Source organism: Phyllobacterium sp. SYP-B3895, from assembly GCF_009647635.1.
Taxonomy (GTDB): domain Bacteria; phylum Pseudomonadota; class Alphaproteobacteria; order Rhizobiales; family Rhizobiaceae; genus Phyllobacterium; species Phyllobacterium pellucidum.
In genome coordinates, this window is the sequence record NZ_WJIG01000001.1 from 958,276 (window position 1) to 982,285 (window position 24,010).

The following is a 24,010-nucleotide window of genomic DNA, read 5'->3' on the forward strand; positions in this document are numbered from 1 at the left end:
CTAGTGCCGGAAGTGACGCATCCCGGTAAACACCATGGCGATGCCGTGCTCATCGGCTGCGGCGATGACTTCATCATCGCGCATCGATCCACCCGGCTGAATGACAGCGGTCGCTCCAGCGGCGACGGCTGAGAGCAAACCATCGGCAAACGGGAAGAAGGCATCGGAGGCAACCACAGAACCCTTGGTGAGGGGCGTTTCGATGCCTGCGGCTTCAGCGGCATCCTCGGCCTTGCGGGCAGCAATGCGGGCGCTGTCGACGCGGCTCATCTGCCCCGCGCCAATGCCGACTGCAGCACCGTCCTTGACGTAGACAATGGCATTGGATTTGACGTGCTTGGCGATGCGAAAGGCCAGCTTGAGATCAGTCATCTCGGTTTCGGTGGGCGCGCGCTTCGTCACGACCTTCAACTCGAGATCATCCACCACCCCGCTGTCGCGCGACTGGACGAGAATGCCGCCTGCCACCGTCTTGGCGCTGATGCCGGACGCACGGGGATCGGGCAGTCCGCCGGTTACCAGCAGGCGCAGGTTTTTCTTCGCCGCCACGATTTCCTGCGCTTCAGGGGTCGCGTCGGGAGCAATAATGACCTCGGTGAAGATCTTGACGATCTCCTCGGCAGCCTCGGCGTCGAGCGTGCGGTTCAAGGCGACGATCCCGCCAAAGGCAGACACGGGATCGCAGGCCAGCGCCTTGAGATACGCCTCCTTCAACGTCGCGCCTTCGGCGACACCGCATGGATTGGCATGCTTGATGATCGCGACGGCAGCCGTGCGGGCCGGGTCGAACTCGGCGACGAGCTCGAAGGCCGCGTCGGTGTCGTTGATGTTGTTGTAGGAGAGCTGCTTGCCCTGGAGCTGCGTTGCGGTGGCAACGCCCGGACGCTTTTCGCCGGTCAGGTAGAAGCCTGCGGACTGGTGGGGGTTTTCGCCATAGCGCATCACCGAATGCAGGTGACCTCCGATCGCGCGGCGGGACGGCGTCTCCGTCATCAAAGCTTCGGCGAACCATCCGGAAATCGCGGCGTCGTAGGTTGCGGTGCGGGCATAGGCCTTGGCCGCGAGACTTTGGCGGAACGAGTAGGGCAGCGATCCCTCATGCTTGTCGAGCATTGCGATCACCATGTCATAGTCGCCGGGATCGGTGACCACACCGACATAGGCATGGTTCTTGGCAGCCGCGCGGATCATTGCCGGCCCGCCAATGTCGATGTTCTCGACGATGTTGGCATAGTCGGCGCCCGAATGGCGGACGTCTTCGAACGGATAGAGATTGATGACGACAAGGTCGATCCCGCCTATCTCATGCGTCTTCATCGCTTCGACATGTTCCGGGTCGTCGCGCACGGCCAGGAGACCGCCATGCACCTTTGGATGCAATGTCTTGACGCGTCCATCCATGATCTCGGGAAAGCCGGTTAAATCGGAGACGTCGCGAACCGGAATGCCCTCTGCCGCGATCGCTTTCGACGTGCCGCCGGTGGAAAGGATCTCGATTCCGTGGCGGTGCAGAGCGTGGGCAAGGGCCGTCAGGCCCGCCTTGTCTGAAACGGAAAGCAGTGCGCGACGGACTGGAAAAAGGTTCGGCGGTGTAAATGATTTTGCGGCGACGGCCATGGGAGTTCGTCCTTAGCAGAATGTGGATGCGTGGATTTGGCGGCTCTAACACAGGCCTTCGCGGAATCCTACTTCGGATCCCGCATTTGCCGGAATTATGGCGGGCTTGCTGCGAAATTAGGTCAGATACATTGACATATCTCGCTTGATGGCGTCATATCCGCCGGGCTTATGCGACGTTCGCGGAGGAGTTTCCGGACGGTGGGCGCACAGGCACGAGAGGCAATCAAGCGAGTAGAAAATGAGCAACTGGGAAGCCAGATACGCAACGCGTGCAAACCGGATGCGCGCTTCGGAAATCCGTGAACTCCTGAAACTGCTCGATCAGCCGGACATCATTTCCTTTGCTGGCGGTATTCCGGATCCGGCGTTGTTTCCGACCGAGGCCTTTCGCAAAGCCTATGAACGTGCGCTTGCTGACGGCCAGGCCGGCCCGGCGCTGCAATATTCGGTCAGCGAAGGCTATTCGCCCTTGCGCGAGTGGATCGCGACGCGCCTCGCGGCGCTCGGCATCGCCTGCGACATCGATAACATCGTCATCACATCGGGATCGCAGCAGGCCCTGGACTACCTTGGCAAGCTCTTCCTTTCGCCGTCCGATACCGCTTTGGTGACGAGCCCCACCTATCTCGGTGCGCTGCAGGCATTCAATGCATATGAACCTCAGTACGATCAGCTGACGCCCGAGTTGGGCAATATGACGCCTGCAGGTTACCAGGACACGGCGGCTCGTAATGGCGGACGGCCGAAATTTGCCTATATCAACCCGGATTTCTCCAATCCTGCTGGCGAAACGCTGGATCGCGCCGGTCGCGAACGCCTGCTCGACCTTTCCGACGAACTCGACATTCCCATCATCGAAGACGCCGCCTATCAGGGGCTGCGCTATGACGGTGAGCCGGTTCCGCCGATCCTCGCGCTCGACATTGCTCGCAAAGGCGATATCGATGCAACGCGCACGATCTATTGCGGAACGTTCTCGAAGACGCTGTCGCCCGGATTGCGCCTCGGTTTCGTCTGTGCAGCAAAGCCGGTCATCCGCAAACTCGTTCTGATGAAGCAAGCGGCGGACCTCCACAGTCCCACCATCAACCAGATGGCGATGTATCATGCGGCCGTCGATATTTACGACGCGCAGATCGAACGCCTGCGCGCCACCTATGGCGCGCGCCGCGACCATGTCCTGACGGCGCTTGAAAAATATATGCCGGAAGGCGTGTCATGGACCAAGCCTGAAGGCGGCATGTTCATCTGGGTCACCTTGCCGGAAGGGATCGACGGGGCGAAGCTTCTTGCCCGTTCGATCGAAACCGAGCGCGTCGCCTTCGTGCCGGGCCAAGCCTTTCACGCCGACGGCAGCGGGGCAAATACCATTCGCCTGAGCTTCTCGCTCGCGTCCGAAGAGGTTGCCGATACCGGTATTGCCCGTCTTGGGCGCCTCATTCGCCAGGTGATGGCGGAGCTCTAAACGCCGAGGCTTGTGCGGGTGAACTGCCACTCGACTTCGGACCGCTGGGCGGCACTGAAGGACAATGTGATCTGGCGGGTCCTGACGGGCCCGCGGAACCCGGCAAAGAACAGTGAATCCTCGACGAAGGGCTGCACCGTTGCCGAGAACATCCAGATATCGTCGTTTTCCGCCTGAAGGATGATCAGGCCATTATCGTCCACGGAGACATGGACGGCGGGATGCAGGTGAAAACGCACGACGACATTTTCGGCGCCAGTATCACGCAGTGGATTGCGACCGGCGGCAAAGAAGCTGTCGATGCCTTCGATGACGCTGCCATTGTGCGACAATACGATCTGGCGTTCGTGATAGATGCCGAACGGTCGAACGTAGCCATTGTGGTTGGCAACGAAGCCGACGGCGCCTTCCCGCTCTATACGCTCGATATTCACCCTGGTGGGCCCGGCAATGATCGGCGTTCCGATCATGTTCGAAAGCCCGGAGGTATTGCTGAAACGGCAGGAGGACGTGTCGTTGAGCGTTGCCGTCGAATGAGCGGCGGTTGAGCGGGCGAGCGGCCGAAACTCGGGCGGGCCATAGCGATCAACGCCGGCATTGACGATGTAGCGGTTACGGCCCGATGACATCTCGAAGGACAGGCAGCCGGCATGGGCATCGCGCGAGGCAGTGACCGGCGGAGCGAGACCAGTGTCGGCAATGATCGTCGTCGAATCCATGGAGAGGCGCTCATAGCCCGAATGCGGCGCGTGAATGAGCGGTAGGCCGCCGATATCGTCATGGCGGAGCACGGCGATGACCCGTTCCGGCATGGTGGCGCCGACCCCGTTGAACAGGGCAAGGCTGCCGTCATGATGGCGAAAAAAACGCAGCGCCGGCAGCATCCGCTCGATGGCTTCGATCAGCGCTTTGGGCGGTGCCTCCTGGCCGCTGGCATAGGTCTGGCGCAGCGGCAGAAGGTCGGCGAGCAGTTCGAGAATAATAAGGGGATTGCGCGAGATGTGGCCGCCATCGGGGAGGATCTGGCGGGTTAGTTCATATTCGAGGTTGCGGCGGGCCGACCGGCTGGTACTCGACGCCACCGGCAGGGCGAGCGCCGCAAGCGCGAGCGCGATGCGGGCGCGCAGCTTCTCTTCGCCGTCATCCATGACCGCCGCCATCGTCCGCAAGTAGCGAACCTGGACGGCGAGCGAGCGCATGAACTGGCGATATGCGCGCAGGTCTGCGCCTGCCAGAATGAGGCTCGAATGCTGCAGCCAGGCGATGATGCGCTGTGCCGTGACCTCCGGCACCCATGCCGGCCCTGCGACGGAGCGGCCATGCGTGGTGATCCAGTCGCTGAGGAGGGCGCGGGCGTTGGCGGTGGCAAGGTCCGTGCCTGCCGCACGCAAATGGCGGAGCCAGCCGAAATTGTGCAGAGCTGCCTGCCAGGCGGCATTGGGTGGCTCGACCAGGAACGGCGAGCGACCGCCGGTCTCGACGACCTTGCCGGCCAAGGCAAAGCGACCATGGTAAAACTCTTCGGCGATTTGCGGATCGGCCGGGCGCAGATCTTGCGGGGCAATAAGCACGCGCTCGGGCGTAAAGCCGGTAAAGCGCCAGCGGTAGAGCGGGCCCATGCGTACGCGCCTGCGGAAACGGCGCCACAATTGCGCCGTCGCTAGTCCCCACAATTGCGGTGTTTCGCTGAGCGCGACCATATTGTTTTTGCTTCGAATCGTCGACGACAGCCTAAACTATCCGGTCAAACAGTTAAAATTTTAGTATTTGCGCCGGAATCGAGCCGCAAAGAAGCCATCCATGCCGGACAGCGCCGCATTGTCATGAGGAAGATCTGCGGGCGTAGAGCGCACAAAACCTTCCTTCGTGATGAGGTCTGCGAGGCCACCGATCTCTTCGGCGACGACAGGAACGAGTTCGATGGCGGGGTTCTTGGCAATCAGTTGCCTTGCGACCGCCTCGCCTTCCGAGGGGTCGAGGGAGCAGTTGGAAAACACGATAATCCCGCCGGGCCGAACGAGGGTTACGGCGTGGTCCAAGAGCTTGGCCTGAAGTGCGGCGAGTTTGGCGATCTCTTCGGGACTTTTAGTCCACGGGACGTCGGGATGGCGTCGTACCGTCCCCGTCGAGGAGCACGGTGCGTCGAGCAGGACAGCATCGAAGGGCTCGGCCGGTTCATAGGCCGCAAGATTCGCTTCGACAGTGTCGGCAGTGAAATGCAGGCGCTCGAGATTGGCGCGTAGCCGCTTCAGGCGATTGGCGGAGAGATCGAGCGCGGTCACATTGGCACCAGCCAAAGCAAGCTGTGCGGTCTTGCCGCCGGGCGCGGCGCAAAGATCGGCAACACGTTTTCCGGTAATGTCGCCAAATAGCTTTGCAGGAAGGCTCGCCGCCGTATCCTGCACCCACCACTCACCCTCGGCAAAGCCCGGGAGGCTGGTCAGGGCGCCTTCAATGTTGGCAAGCCGAACCGAGCCCGTTGGCAGGGCGAGACCGCCAAGACGCTCGGCCCACACTTGTGGGTCGCCCTTGACCGTGAGATCGACGGCCGGCTCCTTCGCTTGGATTTCAAGGATGGCGCCTGCCTTTTCCTTGCCATAGGCGGCAATGAGACTTGCCTCGAACCATGAAGGAACATTGACTGCGGCCCGATTGGCGAACGTCTCCTTTTCCCGCGACAGGCGCCGCAGGACGGCGTTTACCATCGACGCAAAGCGCCGGTTGCGTGGGTCGCCATTCGCCGCTGTCACGGCAAGATCGACGGCGGCGCGATCCGGCAGGTCGAGATAAAGGATTTGTGCGGCCGCCACGTGCAAAAGATGCTTCAGGGCTACCGCATTTTCCGGCAGCGGCCGGTCGATCATCTGGCTGATAGCTGCTTCGATCGCGCCGCGATTGCGCAGCGCAGCCCCGAGAATGGCGCGCACCAGTGAGCGGTCACGGTCGTCGAGCGCCATATATTGCGGATGCCCGTTACAGTTGTCCGTCAGGCCGTCGAGCGACGTATGCTTCTCGATGACAGCCCCCAGCAGACGTGTTGCGCATTGCCGCGCGGCGAGGCCAGGTCGGTGCTCCCCGTCAAAAGATTCCGTCGCTTGCTGTTTTCTGGAGAAATTCCGTTTGGCTGCCCGTTCCGCGCTCATGCCCAGGGGCCTTTGCGGCTTGCGCCGTTGCGGCCCCATGGCGTCGGACGGTCGTCCCGCGGTTCCTCATCGTCGAGCGGCTTTTCGACACCGCGCGCCGGTTTCGCGGGCGCCTCGGTCTGGCTGAATTCCGAGGCCATGGCCTCCAGCGCTGCAATGCGATTTTCGGTGTTTGGATGCGTGGAAAACAGATTGTCGGTGCCACGACCGCTCAAGGGATTGATGATAAAAAGCGGTGCCGAGGCGGGGTTTCGCTCCGCATCCTCGTTGACAATCTGCTTGGCGCCGCGCGCGATCTTGTTGAGGGCAGATGCGAGCCACAGCGGATTGCCGCAGATCTGTGCGCCGCGCCGGTCCGCCGCGTATTCCCGTGTCCGGCTGATTGCCATCTGCACGATCATTGCGGCAAAGGGCGCGACGATCATGGCAATCAAAATGCCAATGAAACCGAGCGGGTTATTATTCTCGCGGTTGCCCCCGCCGAAGAACAGGGCGAAATTGCCGAGCATCGAAATGGCACCGGCGAGTGTCGCGGTAATGGTCATCGTCAACGTATCGCGGTGCTCGACATGGGCGAGTTCGTGCGCCATCACCGCCGCGACCTCCTGCGGCGACAGGCGCTGCAAGAGACCGGTACTGGCGGCGACAGCCGCATTCTGCGGGTTGCGCCCGGTGGCAAAGGCGTTGGGCTGGTCCGCCTCGATGAGATACACCTTCGGCATGGGCAGGTTGGCACGCGCCGCAAGATCGCGGACAATGCCGTAATATTCGGGCGCGGTGCGCTCATCGACCTCGACGGCGTGATGCATGCGCAGCACCATCTTGTCTGAATTCCAGTAGCTGAAAAGGTTCATGCCGGCGGCCATGACGAGCGCGATCATCATGCCGCCGGAGCCGCCGATGAGATAGCCGACTGCCATGAACAGAGCGGTCATGAAGGCAAGCAGCATCGCAGTGCGCATGATGTTCATGGTTGCATTCCTCCCCTCGGAAATGAAGCGTTAGAGTCCATGGCTGGCAAGGTCATTCCTTTTGTTGGCCATCTTCCGCTATATGATGGTGCTTTATACAGCAAGCTTCAATGACGAGTGTCACATGACGGACGAAGAGACAGCAAAAACGCCGCACGCCGACAATGACGACAAGCGCCGGCACCCCGCCTTCGACCAGCTGCCGCCGGCAGCCCAACGCGCGCTAAACGAAGCGGAAGCGCGGCGGCAGGCCGAAAAGGATGCCGCCGAGAAACCGCGCGAAATCGGCGGACGGGGCGGCAAGGATCCTGCCCGCTACGGCGATTGGGAAATCAAGGGCCGCACGATCGACTTTTAATGGCGGATAACTTCAATTCCAAGTTGTTCACGCCGGAGCCAACGGCTGAGCAACAGAATTGCCGCGGCGGCAAGACCGCAGACGAGCCCGAGCCAAATGCCTGCGCCCTTCATGTCCAGCCAGAAGCCAAAGGCAATTGAGAGCGGCAGGCCTATGCCCCAATAGGCAATGGCCGCATAGATCATCGGCACTGTCGTGTCATGCAGACCACGCAACATGCCGCTCGCGACCGCCTGGCCGCCGTCGAAAATCTGGAAGAGCGCTGCAAACGCCAGGAACGAGACGGCGAGCGATATGACCTCGGCGTTTGATGGGTCGTGCAGGTCGATGAAAGCACTGATCAGCTGGTATGGCGCAAACAGCATCAGCATGGCGGTGAGCACCATGAAGCCGGTTCCGCCGATGAAGGCGACCCAGCCGGCGCGCCTGATTCCGTCACCGTCCTGTGCTCCGTAGGCTCGGCCCACGCGGACCGTGGCCGCTTGGCCAAACCCCATCGGCACCATGAATGCAATGGCGGCAATCTGGATGGCAATTGCATGCGCCGCAAGGTAATCCGCGCCGAGAATTCCCATCAGGAAAGCCGCTGCATTGAAGATTGTAACTTCAAAACTCATGATCGCGGCGATCGGCAGGCCAAGGCGGAGCAGTTCGCCATAGCGTGGCCAGTCGGCACGCCAGAAGCGACCGAACAGATGGTAACGGCGGAACTGGCGATCACGCATGATGATGACGACGAGGCCGACGAACATCATGAGCGACGACAGGGAGGTCGCGATGCCCGAACCGACGATCCCGAGCTTGGGGAATCCCAGATGTCCGAAGATCAGGCACCAATTGGCAAGGGCATTGAAGCCGACGCAGAAGAGGGCAACGAACAGCGCCCAGCCGGGACGTTCGAGCGCGGCGATAAAGGACCGCAATACGATATAGCCGTAGAACGGCAGGACCGCCCACTGCAGCGAACGAACGTAGGCTTCGGCGGTATCGGCAAGTGCCGGATTTTGCCCCATAGCAATGAGAATCGGTGCGGTGTGCCACAACGCGAACCAGATCGGAATCGATATGGTGACGGCGAGCCAAAGACCCTGCCGCACGGTGCGGCGAACCTCGCGCACCGAGAAGCGATTGCGACCGAGTTCCTTGGCCATCATTGGCGAGGTGGCAAGCATCAGGCCGAGACCGAAGATCATTGGCATATAGTAGAGGTTGGTGCCGAGGGCGCCGGCTGCGAGCGTATCCGCGCCGACCCAGCCCATCATCATGACGTCGGTTGCCGTCATCGCTGTTTGCGCGAGATTGGTAAGAATCATCGGCCAGCTCAACGCCAGCATCGCAATAATTTCTTCACGCCACGCGCGCCGGGACGCGGCGTTTTGGGCTAGGGCAACCGACATGTCTTGGTCTTTCAGAGGAATTTGCCTCACATTGAGGCAGGATGCACCGATTCCAGGCAAATTCTTGGTATCATCAAATTTCGGCAAGAGCAAAGGGCGCACCTGCAACCTGGCATTGGTGGTTGGCTTCGCTTCCGGAGGGTATTGTTGAGCATATTGAAATTTGTAATTTAAAAACTACATTTTTATGATAGAAATCAGGCAGACGGAAATCTTCCGCAAGTGGCGCTTAAACCTGCAAGACCCTCGAGCCCGCGCACTCATTGCATCGCGGCTTGATCGATTGGCTTTCGGCCATACCGGGGATGCGAACTCCGTTGGCTCGGGCGTAAGTGAGCTGCGCATACATCACGGACCGGGCTATCGCGTCTACTTCCAGCGGCGCGGCGAGGTCCTGATTGTGCTCCTCTGTGGAGGCGATAAAAGTAGCCAGGCGAAAAATATTCGCGTCGCTCGACGACTGGCGACAGAGTGGAGCGAATGATGGCAGAGAAATTGACGAGCTACGATCCGGCCGAGGATCTTATCACACCAGAAGCCATGGCAATCTTCTTGACTGAAGCCTTCGCGACCGGCGACGCCAGCTATATCGCTCACGCGCTTGGAGTGATTGCACGGGCGCAGGGAATGACAAACATTGCCGCAGAGACTGGATTGTCCCGCGAGCAGCTGTATCGCTCGTTCAGCGAGGAGGGGAATCCGACGCTGAAAACAACGCTCGCCGTAATGAAGGCTTTGGACATCGAGCTTACCGCCCGTGTTGGAATCCCATCAGCTTAACGGAAAGGGCCACCTTGTAGGGTGGCCCCGCAATTCCGTCTGGCACAAAGCTGTCTTTGGCCTTTTCCCGGCTTTCGCCGGGCGCTTATTCAACGGAGAGACAATCCCCGATGGAAAGCATCAGACGCCTTATGGCAGATTGCGAAATCACGAGACATCGGATCACCTCCTTTTCATTCGTTGAACACAATTGGAGAATGGGGTGTCAGGCGCCACGTTTCAAGAGAAAAAAGCAAGGCCATGTGTGCATGGGTTGCAAAGAGGCGCAGGCGGTCATAAGCCAAGCAGACTGAATGAAGCAATGCACGCGACGCGCAACTTGCTGCGCCCGTGCCCGGGGGCAGAGAATGGCAGCTGAAGACAAGGCGGCGCGGATCATCCGCACGGTGGTCGACGTCATCGAACCGCAATTTGCGATTGAACTTTGGGACGGAACCCGCATCGGTGATTTCGAGGGCCCGATCCTTGCTATCAATGATCCTATGGCAGTGCGCCAGATCGCCCTCAAACCCAATATCGGCTCTGTCGTCGAGTTGTGGGTGTCGGGCCAGATCGACATCAGGAACGGCACGCTGTTCGATCTCGTCGAACGCGGTCCCAAGGGAAAGTTCAAGCACCGGCTGAAAAGCCTGCCAAAGTGGCAGCTCTTGAAGGATGTGCCTTCGCTTTTGCTGAGCGGAGGGAAAGGCGGCAGTTCCGGGCTCGGCGGCAAGAACCCCTATGTCAGCGGGTCCAACAAGGAGGCGATTACCCACCACTACGACGTGTCGAACGCCTTCTATCAGCTCTTCCTCGATGAGCGCATGGTCTATACCTGCGCCTATTTCACCGATTGGGCCAATAGCATCGACCAGGCGCAGGCCGACAAGCTCGAATTGATCTGCCGCAAACTGCGCCTCAAGCCCGGTGATCGCCTGCTCGACATAGGCTGCGGCTGGGGGGCCATGCTGATCTATGCGGCAAAAAATTATGGCGTGACCGGCACGGGCGTTTCCCTGTCGGAGGCCCAGACGGCCCTTGCCCGCGAGCGGATCAAGGCGGAAGGCCTTGAGGACAAGATCACGATTCACGTGAAATCCTATGAGCATCTCGACGGGCAGTTCGATAAGATTTCGTCGATCGGCATGTTCGAGGCGGTGGGCATTGCCCACTACGACACCTATTTTTCCAGTGTGCACAGGTTGCTGAAGCCGGGTGGCCTTTATCTCCACCACGCGATCACGCGACGCATGAAGCGCAACAAGAAGACCTTCGGGCGCAAGAGCGCCGAGCACCTCGCCCTGGTCAAATACATCTTCCCGGGCGGCGAACTCGACCATCTCGGCATGACAGTCGAGAATCTCGAGGGCTACGGTTTCGAGGTGCACGACGTTGAGAATCTGCGTGAGCATTATGGCCGCACATGCCGCATGTGGGCCGACCGCCTCCATGCGCGCTTCGATGAAGCGATCGCGGAAGTCGGGGCTCCCAAAGCGCGGTTGTGGCTGCTGTACCTCACCGGCTGTGCCCTTGCGTTCGAGCGTGGCACCGTACAGATCAATCAGACGCTGGCGTCACGCCGCAAGCGCGGAATCTCTGCCGTGCCGCAGACACGGGCCGATCTTTACCGCTGAAGGAGGGTGTCCCCCCTTTTTTGGGGGGAGGACACGATTTTCAGCCCTTGCGATTTTGGCGATTGGCGATCAGGTCATCAACGACGGCCGGGTCGGCAAGCGTTGAGGTGTCGCCGAGCGCGCCGAAATCATCCTCGGCAATCTTGCGCAGGATGCGGCGCATGATCTTGCCGGAACGGGTCTTCGGCAGGCCCGGCGCAAACTGTATCTTGTCTGGCGTGGCGATCGGGCCGATCTCCTTGCGCACATGCTTGACCAACTCGGCGCGCAAATCGTCGCTGCCCTCAAGTCCGGACATGAGCGTTACATAGCAATATATGCCCTGGCCCTTCAGGTCGTGCGGATAGCCGACGACGGCGGCCTCCGAGACCGTATCATGGGAGACAAGCGCGGACTCTACCTCGGCCGTTCCCATGCGGTGTCCCGAGACGTTGAGAACGTCATCGACGCGCCCGGTGATCCAGTAATAGCCGTCCTTGTCACGCCGGCAGCCGTCGCCGGTAAAGTACTTGCCCTTATAGGTGGAGAAATAGGTTTCGATGAAGCGCTTGTGATCGCCGTAGACCGTGCGCATCTGCCCCGGCCACGAATCGATGATGCAGAGGTTGCCGTCGGCCGCGCCTTCGAGCACGTCGCCCTCATTGTCGACCAGTTGCGGTTGCACGCCAAAGAACGGCCTTGTGGCCGAGCCCGGCTTGAGCGGCGTTGCGCCGGGCAGCGGCGTGATGAGGATGCCGCCCGTTTCCGTCTGCCACCAGGTATCGACGACAGGACTGCGCTTGTCGCCCACCACCTGATAATACCATTCCCACGCTTCCGGATTGATCGGCTCTCCAACCGAGCCGAGGATGCGCAGCGATTTGCGCGATGTCTTCTTGACCGGTTCGTCACCGGCGCTCATCAGCGCGCGGATGGCGGTCGGGGCGGTGTAGAAGATGTTGACCTGGTGCTTGTCGATGACTTCCCAGAACCGCGATACCGACGGGTAGTTGGGCACGCCCTCGAACATCAGCGTCGTCGCGCCATTGGCGAGCGGGCCGTAGACAATGTAGGAGTGGCCGGTTACCCAGCCCACATCGGCGGTGCACCAGTAGATGTCGCCGTCATGGTAGTCGAAGACATATTCGTGGGTCATTGAGGCATAGACAAGGTAGCCGCCGGTCGTGTGCAGCACACCCTTGGGCTTTCCGGTCGAGCCAGAAGTGTAAAGGATAAAAAGCGGATCCTCCGCCTTCATCTTTTCAGGTTTGCATTCCGCCTTAACGCTGGCAATCTCATCGTGATACCAGAGGTCGCGATTGCTGGCCCAGCCGGTCTTGCCGCCGGTCCGGCGTACGACGAGTACGCTCTTCACCATGACGTGGTGACGCGCCGCGATATCGATTGCCTTGTCGGTATTTTCCTTAAGCGGCACCGGCTTGCCGCCGCGCATGCCCTCATCGGCCGTGATCACGAATGTGGATTCGCAGTCGACGATACGGCCCGCGAGCGCATCGGGGGAGAAGCCGCCGAAGACGACGGAGTGGATCGCGCCGATGCGCGCGCAGGCCAGCATCGCATAGGACGCTTCCGGGATCATCGGCATGTAGATCGTCACCCGGTCGCCCTTCTTGACGCCGTGTTTCTTCAGGACATTGGCGAGGCGGCAGACCTGCTCGTAAAGCTCATTATAGGTGATCTTCTTGTCGAGATAGGGATTGTCGCCTTCCCAGATGATCGCAACCTGATCACCGCGCTTTTTGAGGTGGCGGTCGATGCAGTTATAGGAAACGTTGGTAACGCCATCCTCGAACCATTTGATCGAAACCTTGCCCTCGAACGAGGTATTCTTGACCTTGGTGAAGGGCTTGAACCAGTCGATGCGCTTTCCGTGCTTGGCCCAGAACTTTTCGGGATCCTTGATGCTCTGCTTGTACCAGCTGAGATAGGTATCATTGTCGATGAGCGCGTTTTTCTTCGCGCTTGCCAGCACCGGATAAACCTTCTCGGACATCAATTTCCTCCAGAATCTTAAATATCGGGCCTCCACCCGGATACCTCCCCGGGCGGGAGGCGCACAGGTTCATTACCACCAAGCAAATCAATGCGTAAATATCAGAGTTGGCCCTGAGGGCATGGCGTTCGGTCGCATTCTGCGGCGGCCAATATCGTTCTCGGTGGCGTTTTATCGCGAAATCGGTCCATTTTGACCACATTTCGGCTTATAGGGTCGCTGCCTTGACTTGGGAGGACAAACTACAGGCGCTGGAGAAATGTTGTTTCCGGCGCCGCACCAAGGATCGAGGAATGCGAATAACTGTCTTGCGCAGCGTTGCGTCACGCGCAAAATTCACATGGCTTACCCTAGCCGCTTTGAGCCTTGCCATTCCGGCAGGCGCCGGCACGCTTCCCGTGCCATCCAATCCGCAGGACCGTATCGGCGCAAAGCTTTTCGGCGAGGAGCATGCGCATCTGCTCAAGGATTCGGTCTTCGACAAGATCAGTCCGCTCGTATTGGCGGCCATGCCGCGCGGCAAGGCCTATATCGACTACAAGGCGCCGTCGAAATGCGTTCCGGAAAGGCTGAAGAACGTGCTGAGCCGCGTTTCCGCCAAGTATGGGCCGGTCACGGTAAACTCGACCGTGCGCACGCGCACGCGCAACAATCGCGTCGGCGGCAAGGACCAGTCCTACCACCTGAGCTGCCAGGCGGTGGATTTCCGGGTCCACGGCGGCTCATCCGGCCTCATGAGCCACCTGTCGTCCAGCGGCGACGTCGGCGGGTTGAAACGCTATCCGGCCGGCTATTATCACATCGATACGGGACCGCGCCGCAGCTGGTGATTATCGACTTCCGAAGATCGCGGAACCGACCCTGACTGATGTCGCGCCAAAGCCGATGGCGAGTTCGTAGTCGCCGGACATGCCCATGGAAAGCTTGTCGACCCCGGCCTGCCGGGCGATCTTTTCAAGCAGGGCAAAGTGCGGGCCGGGATTCTCATCGGCCGGCGGAATGCACATCAGGCCCTCGATCCGGAGACCGTGAGCCTCGCGGCAACGCTTGACGAACGCTACCGCCTCCTTTGGATCTATACCCGCCTTCTGCGGTTCAGAACCGGTGTTCACCTGGACATAGAGTTTGGGAAAGCGGTTTTGCTTTTGCATTTCCTTGGCAAGGGCATCGGCGATCTTTTCGCGGTCGACCGTCTCGATCACGTCGAAAAGCGCCACCGCCTGCTCGGCCTTGTTGGATTGGAGCGGCCCGATCAGGTGTAGTTCGATGTCCGGATACTCACCGCGCAGGGCCGGCCACTTCGCTTGCGCCTCCTGGACGCGGTTTTCGCCAAAGACGCGCTGGCCGGATTCGAGCACGGGACGAATTGCTTCTTCGCCGAAGGTTTTCGAAACGGCAACGAGCGTGACGGCGCCTTTCGGGCGACCCGCTTCGGCTTCAGTCTTGTGAATAGCGTCCCTGACGGCAAAAAGTTGATCGACGGCATTGGGCATTGGCTGGTTCAGTCCTATTTATCGCCTAACGGCCCGATTTCGCGGGCTCCTTCAGCTTCAAGTGGTTGACGGTCCCACCAATCCATGGTGAAGGTCCCCGCATCACTATCCTTTGCAAGAGAATCCCGTTCATGGCAACCGAACGCTATAATCCCCGTGTAGCCGAGAAGCATTGGCAGAGAGTTTGGAACGACGCCAAGTTCTTCGAGACGAACAATGACGATCCTCGCGATCCTTACTACGTCCTCGAAATGTTTCCGTACCCCTCGGGCCGCATCCATATGGGCCATGTGCGCAACTACGCGATGGGCGATGTCGTTGCACGTTACAAGCGCGCCAAGGGATTCAATGTGCTGCATCCAATGGGCTGGGATGCGTTCGGCATGCCGGCCGAAAACGCCGCCATGCAGAACAAGGTTCATCCGAAGACCTGGACCTACCAGAACATCGCGACGATGCGCGATCAGCTCAAGTCCATGGGCCTGTCGCTCGACTGGTCGCGGGAGTTCGCCACCTGCGATGTCGAATATTACCACCGCCAGCAGATGCTGTTCCTCGATTTCGTCGAGAAGGGCCTGGTGACGCGCAAGTCGTCCAAGGTCAACTGGGACCCAGAGGACATGACGGTCCTTGCCAACGAGCAGGTCATCGACGGTCGCGGCTGGCGCTCCGGCGCTCTTGTCGAGCAGCGCGAGCTGACACAGTGGTTCTTCAAGATCACCGACTTCAACGAGGAACTGCTGGGCGCGCTCGATGGGCTCGACCAGTGGCCGGAAAAGGTGCGCCTGATGCAGCGCAACTGGATCGGCAAGTCTGAGGGCATGCTGATCCGCTGGGCGCTGGACAAGCAGTCGCACGTCGAAGGCGAGAGCGAGGTCGAGGTCTACACGACGCGGCCCGATACGCTGTTCGGCGCGTCCTTCATTGCCATTGCCGCCGACCATCCGCTGGCGAAGAAAGCCGCCGAAAACAACGCAGCGCTGGCCCAGTTCAACGAGGAATGCCGCCATGCGGGCACCTCGGTCGTTGCGCTCGAAACCGCCGAGAAGAAGGGCTTCGACACCGGCTTGCGCGTCACGCATCCGTTCGACCCGGAATGGAAGCTGCCGGTCTACGTCGCGAATTTCGTGTTGATGGACTATGGCACCGGCGCTATCTTCGGTTGTCCGTCAGGTGACCAGCGCGACCTCGACTTTGCCAACAAGTATGGCCTGCCGGTCGTGCCGGTGGTTATGCCGAAGGACGCCGACGCGGCCGCGTTCCAGATCACCGAAACCGCCTATGTCGATGACGGCGTCATGATCAATTCGCGCTTCCTTGACGGGATGTCGCCGACCGAAGCTTTCGACGAGGTGGCGCGGCGGTTGGAAAAGCAGACGGTCGGCAACCGCCCGCAGGGCGAGCGCAAGATCAATTTCCGCCTGCGCGACTGGGGTATTTCCCGGCAGCGTTACTGGGGCTGCCCGATCCCGATGATCCATTGCGATGATTGCGGCGTGGTCCCGGTGCCGAAGGCAGACCTGCCGGTCAAGCTGCCCGACGATGTCGAATTCGACCGGCCGGGCAATCCGCTCGACCGGCATCCGACCTGGCGGCACGTCAACTGCCCGCAATGCGGCAAGGCCGCACGGCGCGAGACCGATACGATGGACACCTTCGTCGATTCGTCCTGGTATTTCGCGCGCTTCACCGCTCCTTGGGCGGAGGAGCCCACCGAGCCCAAGGTCGCGAATCACTGGCTGCCCGTCGATCAATATATTGGCGGTATCGAGCATGCGATCCTGCACCTGCTCTACTCGCGTTTCTTCACACGGGCGATGAAGGTGGCCGGTCATCTCGATATCAGTGAACCGTTCAAGGGCATGTTTACGCAAGGCATGGTCGTCCACGAGACCTACAAGGGCAAGGACGGCTGGGTCACGCCTGCAGACGTTCGGGTCGAGGAGACGGATGGCGCGCGTCGCGCAACGCTGATTGCTACAGGCGAAGAGGTCGAGATAGGCTCGATCGAGAAGATGTCGAAATCGAAGAAAAACGTGGTCGATCCCGATGACATCATCGCTTCCTACGGCGCGGATACCGCGCGCTGGTTCATGCTGTCGGATTCGCCGCCGGAACGCGATGTGATCTGGACTGAATCCGGCGTCGAGGGCGCACATCGATTCGTTCAGCGCGTCTGGCGCCTGATTTCGGAAGCGGCTGAGACGTTGAAGACGGTCGATGCCGCAGCCGCGACCGAGGGCGAGGCTTTGGCGATTTCGAAAGCGGCGCACCGGACTGTCAAGGCTGTCGGCGAAGATATCGAGAAGCTGAACTTCAACAAGGCCGTCGCGCGCCTTTACGAGCTCGTCAACACCTTGGCGCCTTTTCTGCAGAAGGTGGCGGCGGGCGAGGCTGACATGAAGACGATCGCGGCAAGCCGCGAAGCGACGACCATGTTGATTGCAATGATCGCGCCGATGATGCCGCACCTTGCCGAGGAGTGCTGGAAGGCACTCGGCGGCGCAGATCTCGTGGCTCATCAACCCTGGCCGTCATACAACGAGACGTTCATCATCGAGAACGATGTGACCATGCCAGTTCAGATCAATGGCAAGAAGCGCGGCGATTTGACAATTGCCCGCGATGCGGATCAATTGGCGGTCGAAAAGGCCACCCTCGCGCTTGATTTCGTCAAGGCCGCGCTGAATGGCAATTCGCCGAAGAAGGTCATTATCGTACCGCAGAGGATCATCAATGTCGTTGCCTGATCGTTTTCAGCCGGGTTCCGTCGTCAAGCGGCTGCTTCCCCTCTGCATTCTCGGCTTGGCAATGATTGTAGGCGGTTGCCAGGTTCGGCCGCTCTATTCCGATCCCGGCCCGGTTGGCAGCACCGCCGCCGGCGTCTCGGGCAGTGTCCGCTCCCGACTCGCGACCGTATCGGTCAATCCGGCGGGCGATCGCGTCACCCAAGAAGTGCGCAATAATCTGATCTTCCTCTTCGGTGGCGGTGCGGGCGAGCCGACGCACGTCGCCTATACGCTGCAACTTGCCATTGCTTCGCAGAATATTTCACTGGCGTTGATCCAGAATGCGACCAATGACAAATCGGGTCAGCCAACCGCAGGCTCCATCCGCATGACTGGCAACTACGTTCTGACGCGCGTGTCGGACGGTCAGGTCATCGGCCGCGGCAGCCGTCTTGTAAATGCGGGCTACGATGCGCCGAGACAGCAGTTTGCTGTCCAGCGAGCCTATCGCGATGCATATAATCGTGCGGCGGCGGAAGTTGCGCAGGCGATTCAGCTCAGCGTTGCCCAGGACCTGACGAAGAACCAATAGTCATACTGCGCATGACCTCGCTCGGCGATGGCCGAGCGTACCGTTCATGATTCCTGCCCCTAACAGGATGCACGCCGCGCACGAGCATAAGAAAACACCCGCCAGTCTTGCAACAGGCGGGCGTCATTGAACAAGGCGACCTGATCAGGCGATCGACTGGCCCGTTTTCTTCCAATCGGCAAGGAAAGTCTCTAGGCCCTTGTCGGTCAGCGGGTGCTTGACCAATGCCTTCAGCGTTGCCGGCGGAACCGTCGCGACGTCGGCACCGATCAGAGCGGCTTCCTTGACATGGTTGACGGTACGGATCGAGGCGGCAAGGATCTGCGTCTGGTAATCGTAATTGTCGTAGATGGTTCGGATCTCGGAAATCAGTTCCATTCCATTGATGCCGGTATCGTCGATGCGGCCAATGAATGGCGAGATGAACGTGGCGCCGGCCTTGGCGGCAAGAAGTGCCTGGTTGGCGGAGAAGCACAGCGTCACATTGACGAGATGGCCATCCGAGCGCAGGGCCTTGCAGGCCTTGAGGCCATCGAGGGTGAGCGGGACCTTGATGCAGATGTTGTCGGCGATGCGGGAGAGCACTGCGGCCTCCTTCATCATCTGATCATACTCGGTTGCCGCGACCTCGGCGGATACCGGGCCGTTGACGATGCTGCAAATTTCCTTGGTCACTTCGATGATGCTGCCACCGGACTTGAGGATCAGCGAAGGATTGGTGGTTACGCCATCGAGCAATCCGAGATCGTTGAGCTCGCGGATTTCCTTCACGTCGGCGGTATCGACAAAGAATTTCATGGGAACATTCCTTCCTGATATGCGGGTGTCTAAATGAGAGATCAATTCCATCTCCCGGAAAGTGACTTTTCTTTATCCGAAAGGCGCGGCAAGGTCACGTATATATGAGTCAGGATTCGTTCATCCCGCAAAAAACCGTTCCCGTGCTTGTGCCGATGCCGGCAGAGCGGCCCTACAGCTACGCCGTCCCGGACGGCATGGACGTCAGGGCCGGGTCAATCGTCCGGGTGCCGCTCGGTCCGCGCGAAGTTGCAGGCATCGTCACGGACGGCACGACTGACAGCATCGACGCGAAGAAACTGCGGCCCATATCCGAGCTTTTCGATTGTCCGCCCGTGGACGACGGCATGCTGCGCTTCATGCGCTGGGCCGCCGATTATACGCTGTCGCCGCCGGGTATGGTTGCGCGCATGGTACTTCGCGTGCCCGCGGCTTTCGATCCCGAGCCGCCGGTGCCGGGCTTGCGCTTTGCCGGCGGTGAACCTGACCGCATGACCGGCGCCCGGGCCCGCGTGCTCGAGCTTGCCGAAGGCGGCATGGCGTGGACGCGCACGGGGCTTGCCCACGCGGCGGGCGTCTCCGCAACCGTAGTCGACGGTCTGGTGGCGCAAGGCGTATTCGAACAGGTCATGATCCCGGCGCGCCCCGTCGTTGCCGCTCCCGATGTCGACTATGCCAAGGCGTCGCTTTCAGGCGACCAAAGCGAGGCGGCGGATCAACTCGTTGAAGCCGTGGCGTCCGCGAGTTTCTCGGTGTCGCTGCTTGACGGTGTGACTGGCTCCGGCAAGACCGAAGTCTATTTCGAGGCGGTGGCCAAAGCCATCGAGCAAGGCAAGCAGGTCCTGATCCTGCTTCCGGAGATTGCGCTGACGCAGCAGTTTCTCGATCGCTTCCATGATCGCTTCGGCACCAAGCCGGCGGAGTGGCATTCCGATCTCGCGCCGCGCATGCGCGAGCGGGTCTGGCGTCAGGTCATGGAGGGCCAGGTGCGAGTCGTGGCCGGCGCGCGGTCAGCGTTGTTCCTGCCATTCCAGGAACTTGGGCTGATCGTCGTCGATGAGGAGCACGATCCTGCCTACAAGCAGGAAGACCGCGTCTGCTACAATGCCCGCGACATGGCGGTGGTGCGCGGCCATATCGGCGGCTTCCCGGTCGTACTTGCATCGGCCACGCCGTCGATCGAAAGCCAGGTCAACGCCAATCAGGGCCGGTACAAACGCATCCGCCTTTCCGGGCGCTATGCCGAGGCAGCAATGCCGGATCTGAAGTCCATCGACATGCGCAGGTCGCCGCCACGGCCCGGCGGGTTTCTGTCGCCCGCGCTAGTCGAAGCGGTCAATCAGACATTGCAGCGCAAGGAACAGTCGCTGCTCTTCCTCAATCGGCGAGGCTATGCGCCATTGACGTTGTGCCGGGTTTGCGGCCACCGCTTCCAGTGCCCGGATTGTTCAAGCTGGCTGGTCGAGCACCGCTTTCGCGGCCAACTCGTCTGCCACCAATGCGGACACCATGAGGCGCGCCCGGAAGCTTGTCCCTCCTGCGGAACACTCGATCACCTCGTTGCCTGCGGGCCGGGCGTCGAGCGGATCGCCGAGGAAGTGGAAAAGACGTTTCCGGACGCCCGCATCATCGTGCTGTCGTCCGATCTCATGGGGGTCAAGCGCCTGCGACTTGAGCTCGACGCGATCGCCAAGGGTGAGGCCGACATCGTCATCGGCACGCAGCTCGTTGCCAAGGGGCACAATTTCCCGAACATGACGCTGGTCGGCGTCGTCGACGCCGATCTCGGGCTTGCCAATGGCGACCCGCGCGCCGCCGAGCGCACGTTCCAGCTATTGAGCCAGGTGACAGGCCGCGCGGGACGCACGGGCAAGAAAAGCCTCGGCCTTTTGCAGACCTACCAGCCGGATCATCCGGTGATGCGCGCCATCGTTTCGGGCGATGCAAAAGCCTTTTACGAGCGGGAGATCGAAGAGCGCGAACGCTCAAGCCTGCCGCCCTTCGGCCGACTCGGCTCGCTCATCATTTCGGCAGCGACGCGCCAGGAAGCGGAGACGCATGCGCGGGCCTTGCGCCGGGCAGCACCGGCATCGGACCAGATCAGCGTCCTCGGACCGGCGGAGGCGCCGCTTGCCCTTGTGCGCGGGCGGCATCGTTTCCGTCTCCTCGTCCACGGCACGCGCAAATCGGATATTCAGGGGTTCATCCGCGTCATGCTGGCTGAAGGGCCAAAAGAACGGGGATCGACGCGGGTGCAGGTTGATATCGATCCGCAAAGCTTTCTATAAGATCTGCATCGCGGTTAACGCTTCGGCGGAAGGGGCAGGGGATCATGGAACTCTATTGGCCGGCAAGTCAGGGCGAATGGATGGCATGGCTGTCGGCGGCCATCACTGTCGTCTTCGGGCTGGTGCTGTTCTTTGCGCCGCGCGTTGCCATGAGGATAATGCGCTTGCAGACAAAGCCGGAACGCCCCGAGGCGCTTTCCGAAATCCGTGCGACATTCGCGGGCTTCTACCTCGGACTTGGACTCTGCGCCCTTGTATTTGCACAACCTTTTCTCTGGATCGCGCTCGGCGTTTCCTGGGGCTTCACGGTCTTCGGCCGGCTGATTTCGATGATGTCCGACGGCGGCAACAAGCCGTACAACTGGGCGTGGGTCGTCGTTGAACTGCTGCTTGCAGGAGGTCCGCTTCTATTTGCCTTCGGCTTTGTCGCCTGAGCCGCCGAGCATTACTGGAATTGCTTACTCATAATTATCCGAAGCTGCGGCGATTCTGCCTCCTCATTTAGCGGATTCGCGTGTTGCGAGTCCTGTCTTCCTATGCTAGACGGCATTCAAATCACGTCTAAGGCAGCTTCAGGGCTTCACCCAAGGCGGTAAAAAAATCAATAATGCCAAAGATTTGACCGAAAACTTCCTTCCGGTTTCCTGATTTTTGGCTTCAAACCAGAGAGCTTGTCGTTCGTGGCAGAAACTACGTCGCTCATTTCCGGTGTTGCCCAGCGTTACGCGGGTTCGTTGTTCGAACTTGCGCTGGAAGCGAATTCGCTTGCCGAGGTCGAAAAGAATCTCGATCGTTTCGAGGCTTTGGTCAATGGCAGTCCCGATCTGAAGCGGCTGGTAGCAAGCCCGGTATTCTCGTCCGGCGATCAGGTGCGCGCGATCTCCGCGATCCTGGCCGAGGCCAAGATCGGCGGGCTGGTCGGCAATTTCTTGCGCGTCGCCGCGCAAAATCGCCGCCTCTTCGCCGTACCATCCATGATCCAGTCGTTCCGCCAGATTGCCGCCGCCCATCGCGGCGAAATCGCGGCGGACGTTACTTCCGCGCATGCCCTTACGGCAGCGCAGGAAAATGAATTGAAGGCCACGCTGAAAAGCGTCGCCGGCAAGGACGTGACAATCAATGTCACCGTTGATCCGTCGATCCTCGGAGGCCTCGTCGTCAAGATGGGGTCGCGCCAGATCGACACTTCACTTCGCACAAAACTTTCTTCGCTTAAGCTTGCACTGAAAGAGGTCGGCTGATGGACATCCGCGCCGCGGAAATTTCCGCAATCCTGAAAAAGCAAATCGAGAATTTCGGCCAGGAGGCAGAAGTCTCCGAAGTCGGCCAGGTTCTGTCCGTCGGTGACGGTATCGCCCGCGTCTATGGTCTGGACAATGTTCAGGCCGGTGAGATGGTCGAGTTCCCGGGCGGCACCCGTGGCATGGCCCTGAACCTTGAAAGCGACAATGTCGGCGTCGTTATTTTCGGTTCCGACCGTGACATCAAGGAAGGCGACACCGTCAAGCGTACCGGCGCCATCGTTGACGTTCCCGTCGGCAAGGAACTGCTCGGCCGCGTTGTTGACGCGCTCGGCAATCCGATCGACGGCAAGGGTCCGATCAAGGCGACGCAGCGTTCCCGCGTCGACGTCAAGGCGCCGGGCATCATCCCGCGCAAGTCGGTGCATGAGCCGATGTCGACCGGCCTCAAAGCCATCGATGCCCTCATCCCGGTTGGTCGCGGCCAGCGCGAGCTCGTCATCGGCGACCGCCAGACCGGCAAGACCGCGATCATTCTCGACACGTTCCTCAATCAGAAGCCGGCTCACGATGCCGGCAATGAGACGGACAAGCTCTATTGCGTCTATGTCGCCATCGGTCAGAAGCGTTCGACTGTTGCGCAGTTCGTGAAGATCCTCGAAGAGCGTGGCGCTCTCGAATATTCGATCGTCGTTGCTGCAACTGCCTCCGATCCGGCACCGATGCAGTACCTCGCTCCATTTGCGGGCTGCACGATGGGCGAATATTTCCGCGACAATGGCATGCACGCGCTGATCGGCTATGACGATCTGTCGAAGCAGGCCGTCGCCTACCGCCAGATGTCGCTGCTGCTGCGCCGCCCGCCGGGCCGCGAAGCATATCCCGGCGACGTTTTCTACCTCCATTCCCGCCTGCTCGAGCGTTCGGCCAAGCTCAATGACGAAAACGGTGCCGGTTCGCTGACCGCGCTCCCCGTCATCGAGACCCAGGCGAACGACGTTTCGGCCTATATTCCGACCAACGTGATCTCGATCACCGACGGCCAGATCTTCCTCGAAACGAACCTCTTCTACCAGGGTATCCGCCCGGCTGTTAACGTCGGCCTCTCGGTTTCCCGCGTTGGTTCGGCCGCACAGATCAAGGCGATGAAGCAGGTTGCAGGTTCGATCAAGGGTGAGCTTGCGCAGTACCGCGAAATGGCGGCGTTCGCGCAGTTCGGCTCCGACCTCGATGCTTCGACGCAGCGCCTTCTCAACCGTGGTGCTCGCCTGACCGAACTCCTGAAGCAGCCGCAGTTCTCGCCGCTGAAGACGGAAGAGCAGGTTGCGGTGATCTTTGCCGGCGTCAATGGCTATCTCGACAAGCTTGCCGTCAATCAGGTCGGCAAGTTCGAGCACGGCCTCCTCACCTGGCTGCGTACCGAGAACAAGGACATTCTCGAGACGATCGCCAAGGAGAAGCAGATCAGCGACGACACCAAGGGCAAGCTCAAGGCAGCAGTCGATGCCTTTGCCAAGTCTTTCGCTTAA

At 60.4% G+C, this 24,010-nt stretch carries 20 protein-coding genes; 12 read left to right on the plus strand and 8 right to left on the minus strand.

The genetic code is table 11. The features are described 5' to 3' along the window. Nucleotides 1-1,617, minus strand: coding sequence for a bifunctional phosphoribosylaminoimidazolecarboxamide formyltransferase/IMP cyclohydrolase (gene purH / locus GF108_RS04595; RefSeq protein ID WP_153667024.1), 1,617 nt, complete (start codon nucleotides 1,615-1,617; stop codon nucleotides 1-3). A 241-nt stretch (nucleotides 1,618-1,858) separates the two neighbouring features. Here purH and GF108_RS04600 point away from each other — a divergent pair, with 241 nt between their 5' ends. Next, nucleotides 1,859-3,085 (plus strand): PLP-dependent aminotransferase family protein, encoded by a 1,227-nt coding sequence (locus GF108_RS04600; RefSeq protein ID WP_153667025.1) that lies wholly within the window; start codon nucleotides 1,859-1,861, stop codon nucleotides 3,083-3,085. On the opposite strand, the gene GF108_RS04605 is transcribed toward GF108_RS04600, so the two are convergent. From GF108_RS04605 to htpX, 3 genes are read right to left on the minus strand one after another with little or no spacing between them, the layout of a single operon-like run. Then, nucleotides 3,082-4,785, minus strand: a complete 1,704-nt coding sequence (locus GF108_RS04605) for a heparinase II/III family protein (protein ID WP_091947752.1) — start codon at nucleotides 4,783-4,785, stop codon at nucleotides 3,082-3,084. The genes GF108_RS04600 and GF108_RS04605 overlap by 4 nt on opposite strands. Before the next feature lie 60 nt (nucleotides 4,786-4,845). Beyond that, the gene (locus GF108_RS04610) at nucleotides 4,846-6,228 is read right to left on the minus strand and encodes an RsmB/NOP family class I SAM-dependent RNA methyltransferase (RefSeq protein ID WP_153667026.1); all 1,383 of its coding nucleotides are present in this window, start codon (nucleotides 6,226-6,228) and stop codon (nucleotides 4,846-4,848) included. Continuing rightward, nucleotides 6,225-7,199, minus strand: a complete 975-nt coding sequence (gene htpX / locus GF108_RS04615; RefSeq protein WP_153667027.1) for a zinc metalloprotease HtpX — start codon at nucleotides 7,197-7,199, stop codon at nucleotides 6,225-6,227. The genes GF108_RS04610 and htpX overlap by 4 nt, the downstream gene beginning before the upstream one ends. Before the next feature lie 124 nt (nucleotides 7,200-7,323). On the opposite strand from htpX, the gene GF108_RS04620 reads away from it, so the two are divergent. After that, complete coding sequence (locus tag GF108_RS04620; protein WP_153667028.1) at nucleotides 7,324-7,557, plus strand: DUF1674 domain-containing protein; 234 nt, start codon at nucleotides 7,324-7,326, stop codon at nucleotides 7,555-7,557. Here the strand turns inward: GF108_RS04620 and GF108_RS04625 are convergent. Beyond that, nucleotides 7,554-8,954, minus strand: coding sequence for an MATE family efflux transporter (locus GF108_RS04625; protein WP_246663834.1), 1,401 nt, complete (start codon nucleotides 8,952-8,954; stop codon nucleotides 7,554-7,556). The two genes, GF108_RS04620 and GF108_RS04625, sit on opposite strands and share 4 nt — an antisense overlap. 187 nt (nucleotides 8,955-9,141) lie before the next feature. Between GF108_RS04625 and GF108_RS04630 the strand changes: the two genes are divergently transcribed. The 3 genes from GF108_RS04630 to GF108_RS04640 all read left to right on the plus strand — a co-directional run bounded on the left by GF108_RS04630 (nucleotide 9,142) and on the right by GF108_RS04640 (nucleotide 11,347). Next, complete coding sequence (locus GF108_RS04630) at nucleotides 9,142-9,438, plus strand: type II toxin-antitoxin system RelE/ParE family toxin (RefSeq protein ID WP_153667029.1); 297 nt, start codon at nucleotides 9,142-9,144, stop codon at nucleotides 9,436-9,438. Continuing rightward, the gene (locus GF108_RS04635) at nucleotides 9,438-9,734 is read left to right on the plus strand and encodes an addiction module antidote protein (RefSeq protein WP_153667030.1); all 297 of its coding nucleotides are present in this window, start codon (nucleotides 9,438-9,440) and stop codon (nucleotides 9,732-9,734) included. The genes GF108_RS04630 and GF108_RS04635 overlap by 1 nt, the downstream gene beginning before the upstream one ends. A gap of 347 nt (nucleotides 9,735-10,081) precedes the next feature. Beyond that, nucleotides 10,082-11,347 (plus strand): cyclopropane-fatty-acyl-phospholipid synthase family protein, encoded by a 1,266-nt coding sequence (locus tag GF108_RS04640; RefSeq protein WP_153667031.1) that lies wholly within the window; start codon nucleotides 10,082-10,084, stop codon nucleotides 11,345-11,347. A 40-nt stretch (nucleotides 11,348-11,387) separates the two neighbouring features. Here GF108_RS04640 and acs read toward each other — a convergent pair whose 3' ends face one another. Continuing rightward, nucleotides 11,388-13,340, minus strand: a complete 1,953-nt coding sequence (gene acs, locus GF108_RS04645; RefSeq protein WP_153667032.1) for an acetate--CoA ligase — start codon at nucleotides 13,338-13,340, stop codon at nucleotides 11,388-11,390. 293 nt (nucleotides 13,341-13,633) lie between these two features. Here acs and GF108_RS04650 point away from each other — a divergent pair, with 293 nt between their 5' ends. Continuing rightward, a complete protein-coding gene (locus tag GF108_RS04650) occupies nucleotides 13,634-14,170 on the plus strand; it encodes a D-Ala-D-Ala carboxypeptidase family metallohydrolase (RefSeq protein ID WP_153667033.1) in 537 nt (178 codons plus the stop codon). Here GF108_RS04650 and GF108_RS04655 read toward each other — a convergent pair whose 3' ends face one another. Further along, nucleotides 14,171-14,833, minus strand: coding sequence for a YggS family pyridoxal phosphate-dependent enzyme (locus GF108_RS04655; RefSeq protein ID WP_153667034.1), 663 nt, complete (start codon nucleotides 14,831-14,833; stop codon nucleotides 14,171-14,173). It lies immediately after the preceding gene. Nucleotides 14,834-14,964: 131 nt separating this feature from the next. On the opposite strand from GF108_RS04655, the gene leuS reads away from it, so the two are divergent. Both leuS and lptE read left to right on the plus strand, forming a co-directional pair. Beyond that, complete coding sequence (gene leuS, locus GF108_RS04660) at nucleotides 14,965-17,583, plus strand: leucine--tRNA ligase (RefSeq protein ID WP_153667035.1); 2,619 nt, start codon at nucleotides 14,965-14,967, stop codon at nucleotides 17,581-17,583. Further along, nucleotides 17,570-18,154: an LPS assembly lipoprotein LptE gene (gene lptE / locus GF108_RS04665; RefSeq protein WP_172982566.1), complete on the plus strand. Its 585-nt coding sequence runs from the start codon at nucleotides 17,570-17,572 to the stop codon at nucleotides 18,152-18,154. The genes leuS and lptE overlap by 14 nt, the downstream gene beginning before the upstream one ends. A 144-nt stretch (nucleotides 18,155-18,298) precedes the next feature. Here lptE and fsa read toward each other — a convergent pair whose 3' ends face one another. After that, on the minus strand, nucleotides 18,299-18,952 hold the full coding sequence (fsa, locus tag GF108_RS04670; RefSeq protein WP_153667037.1) for a fructose-6-phosphate aldolase: 654 nt from the start codon (nucleotides 18,950-18,952) through the stop codon (nucleotides 18,299-18,301). A gap of 104 nt (nucleotides 18,953-19,056) precedes the next feature. Between fsa and GF108_RS04675 the strand changes: the two genes are divergently transcribed. The 4 genes from GF108_RS04675 (at nucleotide 19,057) to atpA (ending at nucleotide 24,010) form a co-directional block, all read left to right on the plus strand. Then, entirely contained in the window at nucleotides 19,057-21,240 is a 2,184-nt protein-coding gene (locus GF108_RS04675; protein WP_153667038.1) for a primosomal protein N', read from the plus strand. 44 nt (nucleotides 21,241-21,284) lie between these two features. Beyond that, a complete protein-coding gene (locus GF108_RS04680) occupies nucleotides 21,285-21,674 on the plus strand; it encodes a DUF4345 family protein (RefSeq protein WP_153667039.1) in 390 nt (129 codons plus the stop codon). Between the two features lie 246 nt (nucleotides 21,675-21,920). Then, the gene (locus GF108_RS04685) at nucleotides 21,921-22,481 is read left to right on the plus strand and encodes a F0F1 ATP synthase subunit delta (protein WP_027231080.1); all 561 of its coding nucleotides are present in this window, start codon (nucleotides 21,921-21,923) and stop codon (nucleotides 22,479-22,481) included. Further along, complete coding sequence (gene atpA / locus GF108_RS04690; protein ID WP_027231081.1) at nucleotides 22,481-24,010, plus strand: F0F1 ATP synthase subunit alpha; 1,530 nt, start codon at nucleotides 22,481-22,483, stop codon at nucleotides 24,008-24,010. The genes GF108_RS04685 and atpA overlap by 1 nt, the downstream gene beginning before the upstream one ends.